The following is a 14482-nucleotide window of genomic DNA, read 5'->3' as shown; positions in this document are numbered from 1 at the left end:
CCCCTTTCAAGGGCGCCCCTGTCAAGGGCGACGGCGTCGGTGGCTGGTGTCGCACCACGGGTACGTACCGCTACGCCGGCACGCGCAGAGCGCCACCACGAATCGATCGGAGACGACGCGGCGGCCGTCGTCCAGTTCGACCTCGACCGGGCCCTCGATGAGGATCGGGCCGTCCGGTACGACGACGACGCGTCGCGGACCTCGCGGACGCTCAGATTCGGCGTGGTTGGTCGGCACGGATCACCACCAGCTCCTCCGTGTCCTGTCCGGGGCCGATCAGCCCGCGGGCGACGAGTTCGGACATGCGGGAGCGCAGCACGGGACCGAAGGGAACCATGGCGCGGTCGACCACCGCGGCCTTGAGCCCGGCGTCACGCAGGCGGGCGAGCGTCTCTTCGACGCCGCACAGGGCCGAGTGCACCATCAGCAGCATCCCGCCGGGAGCAAGGCACGGCGGGACGGCCGTGCAGAGGCGGTCCACCAGCGCCCTGCCGTCGGGCCCGGCGTCCCAGGCCAGGGCCGCTCCCCCGCGCGACGTCGGGCGCCCGGGCGCGGGCACGTACGGCGGGTTGGCCAGGATGACGTCGAACGTCTCTCCCGTGACAGGTCGCGTCAGGTCGCCCCTGACCACGCGTACCGGCACCCGCCGGACCGTCGCGTTGAGCCGGGCAGCCAGCACGGCCCACGGCGAGAGGTCCACCGCCGTCACCCGGCCCGCGCCCGCCTGTGCCGCGGCCAGGGCCAGCGCGCCGGTACCGGTGCCGATGTCCAGCACCCCGGCACCGGGTCGCATCGCCGCCAGCCGCAGGGCCCTGGCCAGCAGCCAGGTGTCGCCCTGCGGCGCGTAGACGCCGGGAGGTCGCAGCAGAAACACGGGGCGACGGGTACCTCGGCCCAGCCCTCGAAAACCGTCACCGCCGCTCGTCGGCCTCCCGTACGGGCCGAACGGACCGCACCCGCTCGACGCACCACTCCTTGGCGGTCTGTGCGACCTCCTCCAGCGCGCCCGGCTCCTCGAAGAGGTGGGTGGCTCCCGGCACCACGTGCAGGGAATGTGACGTCCGCAGCATGTCGGCCGCCTCCTCGTTGAGCCGCAGCACCTCATGGTCCCGGCCGCCGACGATGAGCAGCACGGAGGCTCGTACGCGGGGCAGCGCGTCGCCCGCCAGATCGGGCCGTCCGCCTCGCGACACGACGGTCAGTACGCGCTCGGGCCGCTCGGCGGCGGCCACCAGGGCTGCCGCAGCGCCCGTACTCGCGCCGAACAGGGCGATGGGGAGCCCCCTCGCGTCGGCCTGGCCGTCCAGCCAGTCGATCGCGGCCACGAGGCGTCGCCCCAGCAGCGGGATGTCGAAGCGGTGCTCAGCCGTCCGGGCGTCCTGGATGTCCTCCCGTTCGCTGAGCAGATCCATGAGCAGGGTGCCGAGTCCGGCCGTGCGGAACTCGGCGGCCACCATCCGGTTGCGCGGGCTGTGCCGGGAACTGCCGCTGCCGTGCGCGAACAGCACGACTGCCCCGGACCGGGTGGGAAGTACCAGATCACCGGCCAGCGTCACCTCGTCGGCCGGCACCGCAACCAACTGGGAGATCATCGGGATCATCTTCTTCCTCGGGCCGAAGGGCCCGCGGTTCGCCGTTCGTCTTGTCCGGTTGTCCGGTTCCTCCTCACCGCGTACCCCTGGTGGCCCCGGCGAACATCAGGCCCGTCCGACCAAGGAGCATGTCAATCCGCGGCCATGTCCCCCGGCTCGCGATAGCGCAGCAGCACGCCCACTCCGTCGGTCAGTGGGACCCGGTCCGGGTTCACCACGATCAGTTCGGCTCCGGTGCGGACGGTGGCGTGCAGCAGGGCGGCGTCGGCGGGCTGGGCACGTACGGACGTCGCTCCGAAGGCCTTCAACTCCTCTGCGTTCAGGGCGACTTGGTGCGGCTCTGCGCCCACCCACAGTCGCTCGGGGAGCCGTGGGGAACGGGTGAGCAGGAGGGCTCGGGCCCGGCCGCGTTGCAGGGCGGTGACGGCGGCGGTGATGCCCTCGGACTTCTGGCTGTGCCTGGCGCGCTGGGCGAGAAAGGTGTCCAGCTGGAGGCGGTCGGGTCCGCTCAGCCGGCCGTCCAGCGTACGGGCCACTTCCGTCTCCACCAGGGGCCTGCCGGGGGCGGTGTCGGCCGCCGTGCCGGGCTCGCTCTCGACCACGGTCACGCGGTTCCGGAGGTGGATGGGCATGCGGTTGACCAGGACGCCCGACAGCCAGGGGTCGCCCTCGTCCCGGCGGAGCACGACGAGCCCGGCTTGGTGCCGCCCGGCGAGTTCGTCCAGTTCCTGAGCGATACGGGGCGCCGCGTGCGGCCAGTCCTCGACCGGCAGCAGACGGTCAAGGCGTGGTCCCGGCGCGACCCGGCTGACGGGCCACCGCCCGCTCTCGGCGACGACCGAGACGTACTCGCCCTTCTCGGCCGAGACGCCTCGGGTGAGGGCGACGGCCACGTACGGGATGTCGGGTGCGCGCTGCACCGCCAGCGGCAGGGTGTCGGGCAGGTCGTCGAACCGGGCCGTGTCACGCACGGGCGGGTCGGGCAGGTCCGCCACCAGGACGAGCTGTCCGTGCGCGGCGAACAGGGCCTGCCCGTGCCGGCCGGGGAGGTCACGGCCGGTGCCCACCGCCGCGTCCAGGACGGAGACGGTGGCCGCGTCCGTCCCCTGGTCGCGCAGCGTGTCCCGCAGGTGGCGCCAGCGCAGGTCGATCGCCTTGTCGGGTTCGTCGATGTCCCGGGAGGTGTCGAGGTGGACGCTGGCCCACGGGCCGGGCCGGGAGAAGAGCGGGTCCAGGAACGAGAGCTTCACGGTGGCTCCCTGAGCGGTGGTGGCGGTTCGGCGGCCCTCGGGGGTGTGGGCGCGGAACCGGGTCACGTGCGCGTCCTGCGTGTACCCGCTCGGGCTGTGCGCCATGCGCGGGCGGCTGCTGGGTACTCGGCGGGCCCGTACCTCGTACGACATGGCCGGTGATCCGGCAGCCGATGCCAGGAGGAGGACTTCATGGGTGTGGAGAGCCTGCCCGATCCCGTCATCAGCAGGCGACCCGAGCGGCCGATCGACCCGGCCGTGCTGGAAGCAGCACTGCGTGAGCGGGTCGACGGCGAGGTGCGGTTCGACGCGGGCAGCCGGGCCGCGTACGCGACCGACGCCTCGAACTTCCGGCAGACGCCGATCGGTGTCGTCCTGCCGCGTACGCCCGAGGCGGGAGCCGAGGCGGTGACGGTGGCCCGGGAGCACGGCGCTCCGGTGCTGTCGCGTGGCGGCGGCACGAGCCTGGCGGGCCAGTGCACCAACACCGCGGTGGTGCTGGACTGGTCGAAGTACTGCGACCGCCTGGAGTCCGTGGACGCCGACGCCCGCACCTGTGTCGTACAGCCGGGCATCGTGCTGGACGAGCTGAACCGGCAGCTCGCGGCGACCGGTCTGCGCTTCGGCCCGGAGCCCGCCACCCACGCGAACTGCACCATCGGCGGCATGATCGGCAACAACGCGTGCGGCGCCACCGCGCAGCAGCACGGCAAGGTCGTCGACAACATCGCGCGCCTGGAGGTGCTGCTCTACGACGGCACCCGTTTCTGGTGCGGCGAGACCAGTGAGGAGGAGTACGCGGAGATCGAGCGGCGCGGCGACCTGCGCGCCACCCTGTACCGGCGGTTGCGGGCACTGCGCGACACGTACGCGGACGAGATCCGCCGCCGCTTCCCGGACATTCCCCGCCGGGTGTCGGGCTACAACCTCGACTCGCTGCTGCCCGAGCACGGCTTCGATGTCGCGGGACTGCTCGTGGGCAGCGAGTCGACGCTGGCCACCGTGCTGCGCGCCGAGCTGGAACTCGTGCCGGTGACGAAGGAGCGGACGCTGGTCGTGCTCGGATTCCCGGGCGTCGACAAGGCGGCGGACGCCGTGCCGGAGATCCTGCCGCACCGGCCGATGGCTCTGGAAGGCGTCGACGCACGGCTGATCCGCGACGAGCAGCTCAAGCACCTCAACCCGAAGGCGATCGCCCAACTACCCGCGGGGCGTGCCTTCCTGATGACGCAGTTCGGCGGGGAGACCCTCGAGGAGTCCGACGCGCGGGCGCATCGGATGCTGAGCGCGCTGCACGAGAGCGAGCACGACGCGGAGGTGGCCTTCCTGGACGATCCGGCGCGCGAGGAGGAGCTGTGGCAGGTCCGTGAGGCGGGTCTCGGTGCCACCGCGCATGTGCCGCACCGGCCCGACACCTTCGAGGGCTGGGAGGATTCGGCGGTGCCGCCCGGGCGGCTCGGCGAGTATCTTCGCCGGCTGCGCGGGCTGTTCGAGGAGTTCGGGTACCAGAGCGATACGGGGCCCAGTCTCTACGGGCACTTCGGTCATGGGTGCGTGCACACCCGCATCCCGTTCGACCTGTACAGCGCCGACGGGGTGGCGGCGTACCGGCGGTTCATGGAGCGGGCGGCCGATCTGGTCGCGGAGTTCGGTGGGTCCTTCTCCGGGGAGCACGGTGACGGTCAGAGCCGCGGTGAGCTGCTGCCGCGGATGTTCGGCAGCGGACTGGTCGAGGCGTTCGGCCGGCTCAAGGCGGTCTTCGATCCGGACGACCGGATGAATCCCGGCAAGGTCGTGGCGCCGTACCGGCTGGACGAGAATCTGCGGCTGGGTGCCGACTGGGCTCCGTACGACCCGCAGGATCTGTACTTCCACTATCCGGACGACGGCGGGTCCTTCGCGGAGGCCGCCAACCGGTGTGTGGGGGTGGGCAAATGCCGGCAGCTCACGAACAAGGGTGGCGCGGTGATGTGTCCGTCGTACCAGGTCACGCGTGAGGAGGAGCACTCCACGCGAGGGCGGGCCCGGCTGCTGTTCGAGATGCTCGACGGTCACGGGGACAGTGCGGTACGGGACGGGTGGCGATCAGAGGCCGTACGGGACGCCCTCGATCTGTGCCTGGCCTGCAAGGGTTGTAAGTCCGACTGTCCGGCGGACGTGGACATGGCCACGTACAAGGCGGAGTTCCTGGCCCATCACTACGCGGGGCGGCCTTGGCGTCGGCCGCGCTCGGATCTGTCGATGGGCTGGTTGCCGGCCGCGGCGCAGGCCGTCGGCCGGCTGCGGCTCGGGCCTGCGGTCAACGCGCTCACGCACGCGCCTCTGCTGGCGCGGGCGGCCGTCGCCGTCGCGGGGGTCGAGAAGCGCGAGATCCCGCTGTTCGCCGACGAGACGCTGCAACAGTGGTTCGCTCACGCTCGCCACGAGCGGCAGGGCGACGGGGCGCGCGGCACCGTTCTGCTGTGGCCGGACACCTTTACCAACTTCTTCCACCCGCACATAGGGCAGGCCGCGGTACGGCTGATGGAGGACGCGGGCTGGCGGGTCGTCCTGCCCGTGGAGCCGATGTGCTGCGGGCTGACCTGGATCTCCACCGGGCAGCTCGGCACCGCTCGGCGCATCCTGGCCCGGACCGTGCGCCGCCTGGCCGAACACCTCCACGCCGGCGGGCTTGTGGTCGGCCTGGAACCGAGTTGCACGGCGGTGTTCCGGTCCGATGCCGGTGAGCTGTTCCCCGGCGACCGCGATGTCCGCAGGTTACTCCGGCAGACGGTGACCCTCGCGGAGCTGCTCACCGAGCACAGTCCTGGCTACGTCCCTCCGCCGGTGCCGGTGAGCGGGTCGGAGGCGCTGGCGCAGGTGCACTGTCACCAGCACGCGGTGCTGGGGTGGGACGCCGACGCCGCCTTGCTGCGCCGCGCGGGGGTCGACGCCGAGCGTCTGGAGTCCGGCTGTTGCGGGCTGGCCGGCAACTTCGGGTTCGAGCGCGGGCACTTGGATGTCAGCCGGGCCTGTGCGGAGCGGGTGCTGCTGCCGCGTCTGCGCTCGGCTTCCACGCGGGCGGTGGTCCTGGCCGACGGCTTCAGCTGCCGTACGCAGATCCATGAGCTCGGCAGCTCCGGGCATGAGGGAGTCCACTTGGCGGAGCTGCTCGCTTCCGGGCTGCCGGACGCGCCAGGCACCGCCTACGCCGACGCTTCGGGCACCCGCCCGGCTCCTCCGGGCCGACTGGCCACCGCTGCTGCACTCGGCGCCACGGGGCTCGCGGCCGCGGGTGCGGCCACGGGGGTGGCTCGGTGGGTGCGGCGGCGGTGAGAGGGGCGCCGCCCCTCCCGGGGTCTTGTATCAATTTGCGGCTCCGCCGCGATGGGGGTCCCCCGCTCGAGCGAAGCCGAGAGTGGGGGAGCGACAAGCCACGACGGACTGGCAGCCGCGACACCACTGTCACCCCCGCCCCCGGGCGGGGCCTGGGGGCGGCACCCCCGTCAGACGGCGGCGTGCACCAACGCGTCCAGTTCCGCGGCGGACAGTTCGGCGGCGAAGGCGGTGGCACCGGGCTGGTGCCTGCGGCCGCCGCGGCCGAGGTAGCCGGCGTCGACCGGGTCGAAGCCGAGGTCGCGGATCAGGCCCGCTACCACCGCCTTGGCCTCCTCGTCGTCGCCGGACAAGGGGATGGCCAGCCGGGCGGGGTCACCCTTGGGGCGCCCGCGGTCGCGCAGGTTCTGCCAGTGGATGGCGTTGAAGGCCTTGACGAGGTCGGCACCGGTGAGAGCCCGTAGCTTCTCGCTGGAGGTGGTCCTGTCCTCGTCCAGATCGGGGTCGTGGCCGTCCCGCTGGGGGAAGTAGTTGCAGACGTCGACGACGACCTTGTCGCGCAGGTCGGCGATCGGCAGCTCGTTGATCCGCCCGTAGGGGATCGCGATGACGACCAGTTGCCCGAACCGGGCGGCCTCCTGAGCCGTCACGGCCCTGATCGGGCCGCTGATCTTCGAGACCAGGTCCTTCAGGGTCTCGGGGCCGCGCGAGTTGGCGATGGCCACTTCGTGGCCGATCCCGGCCAGCCTGGTGGCGAGTGTGGAGCCGACGTGACCGGCTCCGATGATCCCGATGCGCATGGTGTTCCCCCTGCCGGTGTCTGCGGGCGGGCGCTGGAATCTCCCGCGATCTGCAGACGGAGTTTCCGGATAAGAGCCGACGAAACGACCGTCGACGGTGACGGGCCCTCGTACGCCGCCCATGCCGCCGTGCCGTCGCGCCGACGGCATGGGCGGCGTTGCCGCACCGGCTTACGCACGAGGAAAGCCAAACGCCTTCTTCGGCTCGGCGTCGTACCTCCCGAACCACCACCCCCGCTGGCTCCTGCACCGCGCCGAGCTGCTGACCTGCGAGGAGAACCTCATCACGGCGGCCGGCCTGCCCGCCCTGGGCGACGCCCCGGTCAGCGTCCTGTACTCCGCCGGCGTCCCGGTTCTGCTCGGTCGCCCGTCCCGCCCGGCGGGCATCCCTACTCCCTGAGCCGTTCCGCGAGTGCTGGGACCAAGTCGGGGGATTGAAGCCAGGCGAGCAGGAGTCGATTCACGTCCTCGGGACGTTCCTGCTGCACCCAGTGGCCGCAGTTCTCGAGGATGTGGGACGAGACCAGGCCGGGGAGGGTCGCCGGGAAGGCCTTGACCGCGTCGGCCAGCCAGGCGAGGGAGGCGTCCTTTTCGCCGGCGAGGAAGAGCGACGGCTGGGTGATGGGGGCCCCGTCCCACTCGGCGAGGTCCTTCCAGTCCCGGTCGACGTTGCGGTAGCGGTTGAGTGCTCCGGTGAGTCCGGTGCGCTCGAACTCGCCCGCGTAGTAGTCGAGTTCTGCGCCGGTGAGCCAGGAGGGCCGGTCCTTCACGAATCGGTCGGCGAGCTGTCCGCCTTTCGGGACGAAGAAGACACTGCCGTCTCCTGACGTGGGCATCGTGTCGGCCGACAGCGTGGCGTAGAAGCCCGCCAGCCAACCCCGTACGTCCGGCTCGATCTCCGCCTCCGCCCGGCCCGGCTCCTGGAAGTAGCTGACGTAGAACTCCTCGTCCCCGCCGATCATGGCGAAGGCGTCGGTCGGACGGATCGGGTTCCGTGGTGCGTACGGGACGCCGAGCAGTGCCACGGCGGTGAAGACGTCCGGCCGGAGCAGGGCGGAGTGGGACGCGATGGTCGCGCCCCAGTCGTGGCCCACGATCACGGCCGTCTCCTCGCCGAGGGCGCGTACGACCGCGGCGTTGTCCTCGACGTGTGCCTTCATCCGGTACGCCGCCACATCGTGCGGCTTGGAGGAACGCCCGTACCCGCGTACGTCGACGGCGACGGCACGGTAGCCCGCCGCCGCGAGCGCGGGAAGTTGGTGGCGCCAGGAGTACCAGGACTCGGGGAAGCCGTGCACCAAGAGGACCAGGGGGCCCCTCCCCTGCTCGACCAGATGGATACGGCCACCTGGGACGTCCACCAGCCGATGCTGCGCGTCCGCCGGTGTGTACGGGTCCGCGATGTGCGACATACGTCCTCCTCGGGGGTTGGGGTCCACTGATCTCGATCGTCGGAGGTACGGCTGCGACATCGCGACCAAAGTTGCTGTTCCGGCAACAAGACCTCCTGTCCACCGGCCCCTTTGGATCGCGCCCGACCGTCGGGATCCGGCCGACTCCGAAGAGTGGGCGGGTTCGGTGAACCGGGCGGTATGTCGGCACGTACTGAAGGAGGGCGTCCACCCTGCGTGGGCGTCCGCGCGGGTGACGCTGTGTCAGGACAGGCGTACGGGAGCCATGGATGAGGCATGCACGACGGAACGTTCAGCGGTTCGCGCGGTTCGCCGCCATCGGCGGGCTGGTCTGCGGAGGGCTGATGGTCTCGAACGCCATGGCGAGCGAGACACCGGACGGGTCGGACCTGCCGGGCGCCGTGACCCGGTCTGCCGAAACGGGCCGGGGCCTCGTTTCCGAGCTGGGCACCGAGCGTACGGCGGGTACTTGGCTCGATGCCGACGGGCGTCCGGTGGTCGCGGTGACCGACGAGGAGGCGGCGGCGGACGTACGCAAGGCGGGCGCCCAGGCCAAGATGGTGAACCACAACATGCGCGAACTGCGGTCCGCCACCACAACGTTGAAGGACTCGCCCCGGGTGTCCGGCACCTCGTGGTCGATGGACTACGCCAACAACCAGGTGGTCGTCCGCGCGGACAGCACCGTCTCCGCGGACGAGTGGTCACGGCTGACCAAGGTCGCCGAGAGCATCGGGAAGTCCGTACGGATGGAACGCATCGACGGCGAGTTCACGCCACGGCTGAACGGCGGCGAGCCGCTCCTCGCGGGCGCGGGCCGCTGCTCGGCGGGCTTCAACGTGACCAACGGCCGGGCCAACTTCATTCTGACGGCGGGGCATTGCGGGCCCGAGGGCACCACCTGGTTCTCGGACACGCAGGGCACCCAGCAGGTCGGGACCACCGTGGACGGGGAGTTCCCCGGTAGTGACTACTCCCTGATCCGGTACGACACCGGCACCGTGCTCGAGGGCCCCGACGTGGTGGCCGTCGGCAACGGCGAAGGCGTGCGGATCACCGGTGCGGCTGATCCGGCCGTCGGGCAGGAAGTCTTCCGCAGCGGGAGCACAACGGGGCTCCGGTCCGGCGAGGTGACCGGTCTGGACGCGACGGTGAACTACCCGCAGGGCACGGTCACCGGGCTGATCGAGACCACGGTGTGTGCCGAACCGGGCGACAGCGGTGGCCCGTTGTTCGCCAACGGCACGGCGCTCGGCATCACCTCGGGTGGCAACGGGGACTGCGACAACGGCGGTACGACGTTCTTCCAGCCGGTCACCAAGGCGCTGGACTCGCTCGGCGTGCAGCTGGCCGCCGATCCCGATGCGGCGGGCGGCCGGCAAGCCTCACCGTCGGCCCGGGACGACAACGCGGGCGCGGGCAACGACGCCGACAACGGGGCAGGAGCGGGCGTGCCGCCCGGCGGAGCCTCGACCGCGCCCGGCGGCGTGGGAGAGGTGGAGACCGTGCCCGAGGACGGGTCGGACGAGGCCTCGTCACCGTTCGCGCGACTCGCGGAGTACCGGAATCTCGGGCCGGGGCTGCTGGTCATCGCCGGAAGCCTGATCGCGCTGGTGGCGATCCAGATCCGCATGGAGCGGGGACGCAGGCAGTACCGCAACGAGTACTCGCAAAGCTGGGGCTGACGTGAGCGCCGTACCTTGAGTCCTCCTCCTCGTAAACGAGGGGGATTCCTGGCTCAGGCTGCCTGGCGGAACAGCGTTCCGCCAGGTCTTGCGCCATCAGCACCAGCCGGGTTGAGACCAGCCCGGGCCAGCATCACGCGGGCGGAGTTCTTGTCTCTGGGCGAGACGGTTCCGCACGCGGTGCAGGCGTAGGTTCGTTCCGAAAGCGGTAGTGCGTGCTTGGTTCTCGCTCCGCACTGCGCGCAGTCCATCGTGGCGTGCGCGGGATGGACCAGGTGCACGATCCTGCCGTGCTTGCGGGCCATCTCCAACAGGGCCTTCTTGGTGGCGCCGATGGCGGCATCGGCGGCCTTCCGCGCCATGGTCGACTTCGCGAGGAACTTGGGGCGGAAGTCCTCCACGGCGATGGCGTCGTGGTCGGCCACTACGCGCTTGGCCCACTTGCGGCCGGTGTCCTGGCGTTGCCGGGACACCTTCTTGTACGCCTTGGCCCGCAGCTTCTTCGCTTCACGGTAGTTCTTGGAGGCTGCCTGTCCCTTGGCGGGTTTGCGGCGGGCCATCATGCGGTCGTACCGCGACAGCTTCGCCTGGGCCTTCTTCCCGTGCCGGGCGTGGGGGAGGTCGTGGGTGTCGCTGGTGGTGGTCGCGGACCGGCGATGCTGCGGCAGACGTTCGCGGATGTCCTTTTGCGCCTTCGCTCGGGACTTGCCGAAGTCGCGGATGATCTGCTGCTGGGGAACTGATGAGCCCTCACGCAGCCACGGCGTCTTCGCGGGGGCTTCGGTCAGCATCGTGTCGAGCCGGGCCGGACCGCACGTCGCCTTGTCCGTGTCTTGGGGGCGGTTGTGTTCGACGCCGAAGGCTCTATAGATCAAGCTGAGCAGCCATGCGGAGTCCTCACGGGGATCACGAGCGTCGCGCCGCACGGAGAGTGACACCAAGGACTCCGCCTGCACCACCGCCGAGCACCAGGCCCATCGCCATGTTGTCGAAAACAGCCAGCCCGAGCACGAGCCCAACTGGAATGCCGATCAGCATGCCTACAACAAGCCCTGTGCTGATGGACGGTACGTCGGCTTCCTCGTTGTTCGTCACACGATCACGATGCCGAACGAGCCCTCCGGAGACGAGCTTCAATACGGCCAACCTTCAAGATCGGCCGGACCTTAAAGAACAAGCTGAGTAGGTGTTTTTGATCCCTGGCCGCGAACTGGGTACGGCTGGATGATCTGGCTTGTGGGTGCCGGCGGGACGGCTCGGCGATATTGCTGGGAGTGCGGTGATCCGCTGCCGCAGACGATGGCGGCGGAGGCGGTGTTCTGCTCGGGTCGGTGCAGGTCACGGCAGTGGCGGAGGCTTGAGCGGACCCGGCAGCGGGTGGCTGCGATGCAGCGTGGAGAGCGGGCAGAGTGCCCGGTCTGCGGACGGTCGTGGACGGTGGGGGTGGAGCGGTCGACGGCTGCGGTGTATTGCTCGGACCGCCGCCGGGTGCGGGCCTGCCGTCAACGGCGGGCGTTGCGGAACGGCGTTACGGAAACGCCATAGCCGAACGCCTCGCGAACACCTCGAACACCCCTTGTTTTGCAGGGTAGTTGGAGCCGATTGCCGAGCGCTTCGAGCGCCCGGTTCACGCCCTGCCCTGGCCTGTCGCGCGCGTCACGGTGGACGGTGACCGGGGCCGGCGCCCCCATTGACCGGTCACGTCGTGGTGGCCGGGCCGGGCCCGGGCGAGGACGGTGGTCGTCATGACCGACGTGCCCGGCAGGAGGTCGAGTCGATATTCACGGCCCATTCCTGCCGGAACACCTGGCGGGCAAGCGCCCCGTCCGGGTCGCCGGCATCCGCCTCGATCTGTAACTCCTCAAGGACGGCCTTCCAGGTGCCGTCGGCCGACCAGCGACGATGCCGCTCGTAGACGGTCTGCCAGGGACCGTACCGTTCCGGCAGATCCGGCCAGGGCACCCCGGTCCGGGCCCGGAACAGCACCCCGTTGATCACCATGCGGTGACCCGCTCACTGCCCGCCCGGCCTGCCGTTGCCGGGCAGGAGGGGTTCGATCTTCCGCCACTGCGCGTCCGTGAGCTCGTGTCGCCGCACCATACGAGCGTCCTGCCCGGCCAACCACGAGATCCGCCCAGCCCATCAAGAGCCATCAGAAACGGCCTAGACGCAGGTGCCGGAGAACTGATTGTCGACGGTCCGATACAACGGAAACCTCATGGCGGCGTAGGTGTCGGGGCCGTACTCGCCGTCTACGTGGATTCGGTGCTGCGTCTGAACAGCCTGTACCGCTCTCAGGGTGTCGTTCCCGTAGATGCGATCGACATCAATATCAGGGATGCTGTTGTAGCAAAGGTTGATCGCCCCCTGAAGCGCTGCGACTCCGGCGTTTGCGGTTCCATAGGCCATCCAGCAGTGGTAGGTGTAGCCGCTGCCGCTGTACGTAGGCAGGTAGTGATACCGCCCGCTGGGGGTGGTTGACGTCACGATCCGGGCCCAGTTGCACTCGGGGGTGGCGGCAGAGGCAGGGCTCGCGGTCAAACCAACTAGCAGCGTCGAGATCACGCCGATGACAGCACTGATGGCGCCGACCTTGAAACGGTTTCTGTTCACGGTTCTCCAGTTCGTAGGTAACTGACAGGGGCGAGGCTCGACACCACGCAGTGCGCCCACGTGGTGCCGTCGCTCACGCACAACAAGGCTCGTGATGCGGGTGTCTGACGCCCCTCTCTCTGGCCTCGCCCATGGACCTTAGGGGGCGTCGTGGGCTTCGGAATTTGTCGTCCGTGCAGGGAACTTTGTCAGTCGTGCATCGCCCTGCGGGTGAGGTCATGCGCGACCGCCACGGCCGGTGTCAGCCCCGTACGACGGGCACAGTAGCCCGGCCCGGTCGCAGAGTGTGCCGGTCGTTTGACCCACAAGGAACAGCCGCCGCACACACCGGAATACGGGTAAGAACGACGACCCGTCGCAACGGGCGAGCTCACACAGGAAATTGACCGAGTTGCGCCCATGAGGACAGATCTGCTGACCATCTGGATCTCGGAGCGCCATGCTTCAACGCGCTAGGAAGAAAAACGCCTACTGAGCCGTTCCGTCCCCCGTGCAAACCCGCCGCGGCGGACGACGCCGCCCTGGATGTCGGCGCCGAACGGCTCCTGCCGCACGCCTGAACACACACGTTCCTGCAGCCCCGGCTGCGGGAACAGGCACCGAGTCAGAAGCCGCCAGGCGAGAACCGGTTGCCGTACGCGAAGTTCAGCGGCGGGGTATCACGAGGACGCTCGCCCCGCGATGCGGCGCTGCCACGCGTCGCGCAGTGCGGGGACGATGCCGCGGGGCAGGAACAGCACGACGAGGATGAGAAGGGCGGCGTACACGGCGTAGTTGAGGATGCTGGGGGCGCTGGCGGGCATGCCCGGTCTGGAGCCCAGGTCGTTGAGGAACTGCACGATCAGGGTGATCGCGGTGGCACCCAGGAGCGCGCCCCAGATGGTGCCGAGCCCGCCGACGACGGCCATCACCAGGAACTGGATGGACAGCAGGACCGGGAACGACCCCGGAGTGATGTAGCCGATGAAGAAGGCGTAGATCCCTCCGGCGAGTCCGGCGAACGCGGCGGCCAGGGTGAACACGGCGAGTTTGTAACGGGCCACCGGCACTCCGCTGGCACTCGCCGCCGTCTCGCTGGTGGCCAGCGCACGCAGTCCGCGGCCGGCCCGTGAGGTGACGACGTTGCCGGCGACCAGGACGGTGACGGCGAGGGCGGCCCAGGCCAGGTAGGCGTAGTGGATGTCCTCGCCGAGTTCCGTACCTCCGACGGAGAATCGTGGAATGCCCTGCAGACCGACCGCGCCACCGGCCCAGTCCGCCTCACCGAGCAGGGAGATGAGGATGAGCTGCAGGGCGATGGTGGCGAAGGCCAGGTGGTGGCCTCGCAGCCGCAGCAGCGGTCCGCCGATGGCTGCGGCGAACAGGGCGGCGACCAGTGGTGCCGCGGCCAGTGCCAGCAGCGGCGGTATGCCGTGGATGCTCAGCAGGCCGGCCGCGTAGGCGCCGATGGCGTAGAACGACGCCTGGCCGATGGAGACCTGGCCCGCGTAGCCCATGAGCAGGCTCAGCCCGACGGTGACCATGGCGGACAGAGCGAGCAGGATGTACACCGAGAGCTGGCTGGCGGTCAGCATCGGAGGCAGGGCGAGGGTCACGGCCGCCGCCGCGCCGGCTACGACGAGGCCGCCCCGCCTTCCCCGGCCGGCGAAACGGGCGGCGAGGGGCCCTCCGGCGTCCGGCGACTCGGCATCCCCTGTGCCGTCCGTGCCGCCGGGGGGCTGGGAAGTGGCCCGTTCACGGCCAGACGTCACGGCGCTCATATCGTGCTGCCTTTCTGGTGGGGCGGATACGGATCGAGCACGGGCGGGGTACCCC

Annotated in this window: 13 protein-coding genes and 1 pseudogene; 3 read left to right on the top strand and 11 right to left on the bottom strand. The window is 70.3% G+C overall.

What is annotated here, in order from left to right; genetic code table 11:
* Nucleotides 1–21 precede the first annotated feature (21 nt).
* From ACFYO0_RS03210 to ACFYO0_RS03195, 4 genes are all read right to left on the bottom strand, one after another.
* Nucleotides 22–237, bottom strand: coding sequence for a CDGSH iron-sulfur domain-containing protein (locus ACFYO0_RS03210; RefSeq protein ID WP_388669706.1), 216 nt, complete (start codon nt 235–237; stop codon nt 22–24).
* A complete protein-coding gene (locus tag ACFYO0_RS03205; RefSeq protein ID WP_388669703.1) occupies nt 212–874 on the bottom strand; it encodes a HemK2/MTQ2 family protein methyltransferase in 663 nt (220 codons plus the stop codon). Before ACFYO0_RS03205 ends, ACFYO0_RS03210 begins: the two co-directional genes overlap by 26 nt.
* A 37-nt stretch (nt 875–911) precedes the next feature.
* Nucleotides 912–1592 carry a dienelactone hydrolase family protein gene (locus ACFYO0_RS03200; RefSeq protein ID WP_388670837.1) on the bottom strand — a complete coding sequence of 227 codons (681 nt, stop codon included), beginning with the start codon at nt 1590–1592 and terminating at the stop codon, nt 912–914.
* Between the two features lie 131 nt (nt 1593–1723).
* On the bottom strand, nt 1724–2947 hold the full coding sequence (locus ACFYO0_RS03195) for a hypothetical protein (protein WP_388669700.1): 1224 nt from the start codon (nt 2945–2947) through the stop codon (nt 1724–1726).
* Nucleotides 2948–3034: 87 nt separating this feature from the next.
* Here ACFYO0_RS03195 and ACFYO0_RS03190 point away from each other — a divergent pair, with 87 nt between their 5' ends.
* Nucleotides 3035–6157, top strand: a complete 3123-nt coding sequence (locus ACFYO0_RS03190) for an FAD-binding and (Fe-S)-binding domain-containing protein (RefSeq protein WP_388669698.1) — start codon at nt 3035–3037, stop codon at nt 6155–6157.
* Nucleotides 6158–6327: 170 nt separating this feature from the next.
* On the opposite strand, the gene ACFYO0_RS03185 is transcribed toward ACFYO0_RS03190, so the two are convergent.
* Complete coding sequence (locus tag ACFYO0_RS03185; RefSeq protein WP_388669695.1) at nt 6328–6957, bottom strand: NADPH-dependent F420 reductase; 630 nt, start codon at nt 6955–6957, stop codon at nt 6328–6330.
* A 181-nt stretch (nt 6958–7138) separates the two neighbouring features.
* On the opposite strand from ACFYO0_RS03185, the pseudogene ACFYO0_RS03180 reads away from it, so the two are divergent.
* Nucleotides 7139–7357, top strand: a pseudogene (locus tag ACFYO0_RS03180) (DUF2071 domain-containing protein); the annotation flags it as partial.
* Here ACFYO0_RS03180 and ACFYO0_RS03175 read toward each other — a convergent pair.
* On the bottom strand, nt 7347–8369 hold the full coding sequence (locus ACFYO0_RS03175; RefSeq protein WP_388669692.1) for an alpha/beta fold hydrolase: 1023 nt from the start codon (nt 8367–8369) through the stop codon (nt 7347–7349). The pseudogene ACFYO0_RS03180 and the gene ACFYO0_RS03175 sit on opposite strands and share 11 nt — an antisense overlap.
* 269 nt (nt 8370–8638) lie before the next feature.
* Here ACFYO0_RS03175 and ACFYO0_RS03170 point away from each other — a divergent pair, with 269 nt between their 5' ends.
* Nucleotides 8639–10054: a S1 family peptidase gene (locus ACFYO0_RS03170; protein ID WP_388669689.1), complete on the top strand. Its 1416-nt coding sequence runs from the start codon at nt 8639–8641 to the stop codon at nt 10052–10054.
* Nucleotides 10055–10107: 53 nt separating this feature from the next.
* Here the strand turns inward: ACFYO0_RS03170 and ACFYO0_RS03165 are convergent, their stop codons facing one another.
* From ACFYO0_RS03165 to ACFYO0_RS03145, 5 genes are all read right to left on the bottom strand, one after another.
* Entirely contained in the window at nt 10108–10929 is an 822-nt protein-coding gene (locus tag ACFYO0_RS03165; RefSeq protein WP_388669686.1) for an RNA-guided endonuclease InsQ/TnpB family protein, read from the bottom strand.
* A 31-nt stretch (nt 10930–10960) separates the two neighbouring features.
* Nucleotides 10961–11149, bottom strand: coding sequence for a hypothetical protein (locus ACFYO0_RS03160; protein ID WP_381217867.1), 189 nt, complete (start codon nt 11147–11149; stop codon nt 10961–10963).
* 648 nt (nt 11150–11797) lie between these two features.
* Nucleotides 11798–12055 (bottom strand): transposase, encoded by a 258-nt coding sequence (locus tag ACFYO0_RS03155; protein WP_388669682.1) that lies wholly within the window; start codon nt 12053–12055, stop codon nt 11798–11800.
* 162 nt (nt 12056–12217) lie between these two features.
* The gene (locus tag ACFYO0_RS03150) at nt 12218–12667 is read right to left on the bottom strand and encodes a peptidoglycan-binding domain-containing protein (protein ID WP_388669679.1); all 450 of its coding nucleotides are present in this window, start codon (nt 12665–12667) and stop codon (nt 12218–12220) included.
* 659 nt (nt 12668–13326) lie between these two features.
* Nucleotides 13327–14427, bottom strand: coding sequence for a branched-chain amino acid ABC transporter permease (locus ACFYO0_RS03145; RefSeq protein ID WP_388669676.1), 1101 nt, complete (start codon nt 14425–14427; stop codon nt 13327–13329).
* Nucleotides 14428–14482: the final 55 nt, after the last annotated feature.

This window comes from Streptomyces sp. NPDC006365, from assembly GCF_042870755.1.
GTDB lineage: Bacteria > Actinomycetota > Actinomycetes > Streptomycetales > Streptomycetaceae > Streptomyces > Streptomyces xiangluensis.
Note: the sequence above shows the minus strand (reverse complement) of the source record. Positions and strands in the feature narration are given on the sequence as shown.

Bases quoted from the DNA above. Each gene is read 5' to 3' on its own strand.
- ACFYO0_RS03170 (WP_388669689.1), top strand. From the start codon at position 8,639: ATGAGGCATGCACGACGGAACGTTCAGCGGTTCGCGCGGTTCGCCGCC.
- ACFYO0_RS03195 (WP_388669700.1), bottom strand. From the start codon at position 2,947: ATGGCGCACAGCCCGAGCGGGTACACGCAGGACGCGCACGTGACCCGG.
- ACFYO0_RS03175 (WP_388669692.1), bottom strand. From the start codon at position 8,369: ATGTCGCACATCGCGGACCCGTACACACCGGCGGACGCGCAGCATCGG.
- ACFYO0_RS03200 (WP_388670837.1), bottom strand. From the start codon at position 1,592: ATGATCTCCCAGTTGGTTGCGGTGCCGGCCGACGAGGTGACGCTGGCC.
- ACFYO0_RS03145 (WP_388669676.1), bottom strand. From the start codon at position 14,427: ATGAGCGCCGTGACGTCTGGCCGTGAACGGGCCACTTCCCAGCCCCCC.
- ACFYO0_RS03155 (WP_388669682.1), bottom strand. From the start codon at position 12,055: ATGGTGATCAACGGGGTGCTGTTCCGGGCCCGGACCGGGGTGCCCTGG.
- ACFYO0_RS03190 (WP_388669698.1), top strand. From the start codon at position 3,035: ATGGGTGTGGAGAGCCTGCCCGATCCCGTCATCAGCAGGCGACCCGAG.
- ACFYO0_RS03185 (WP_388669695.1), bottom strand. From the start codon at position 6,957: ATGCGCATCGGGATCATCGGAGCCGGTCACGTCGGCTCCACACTCGCC.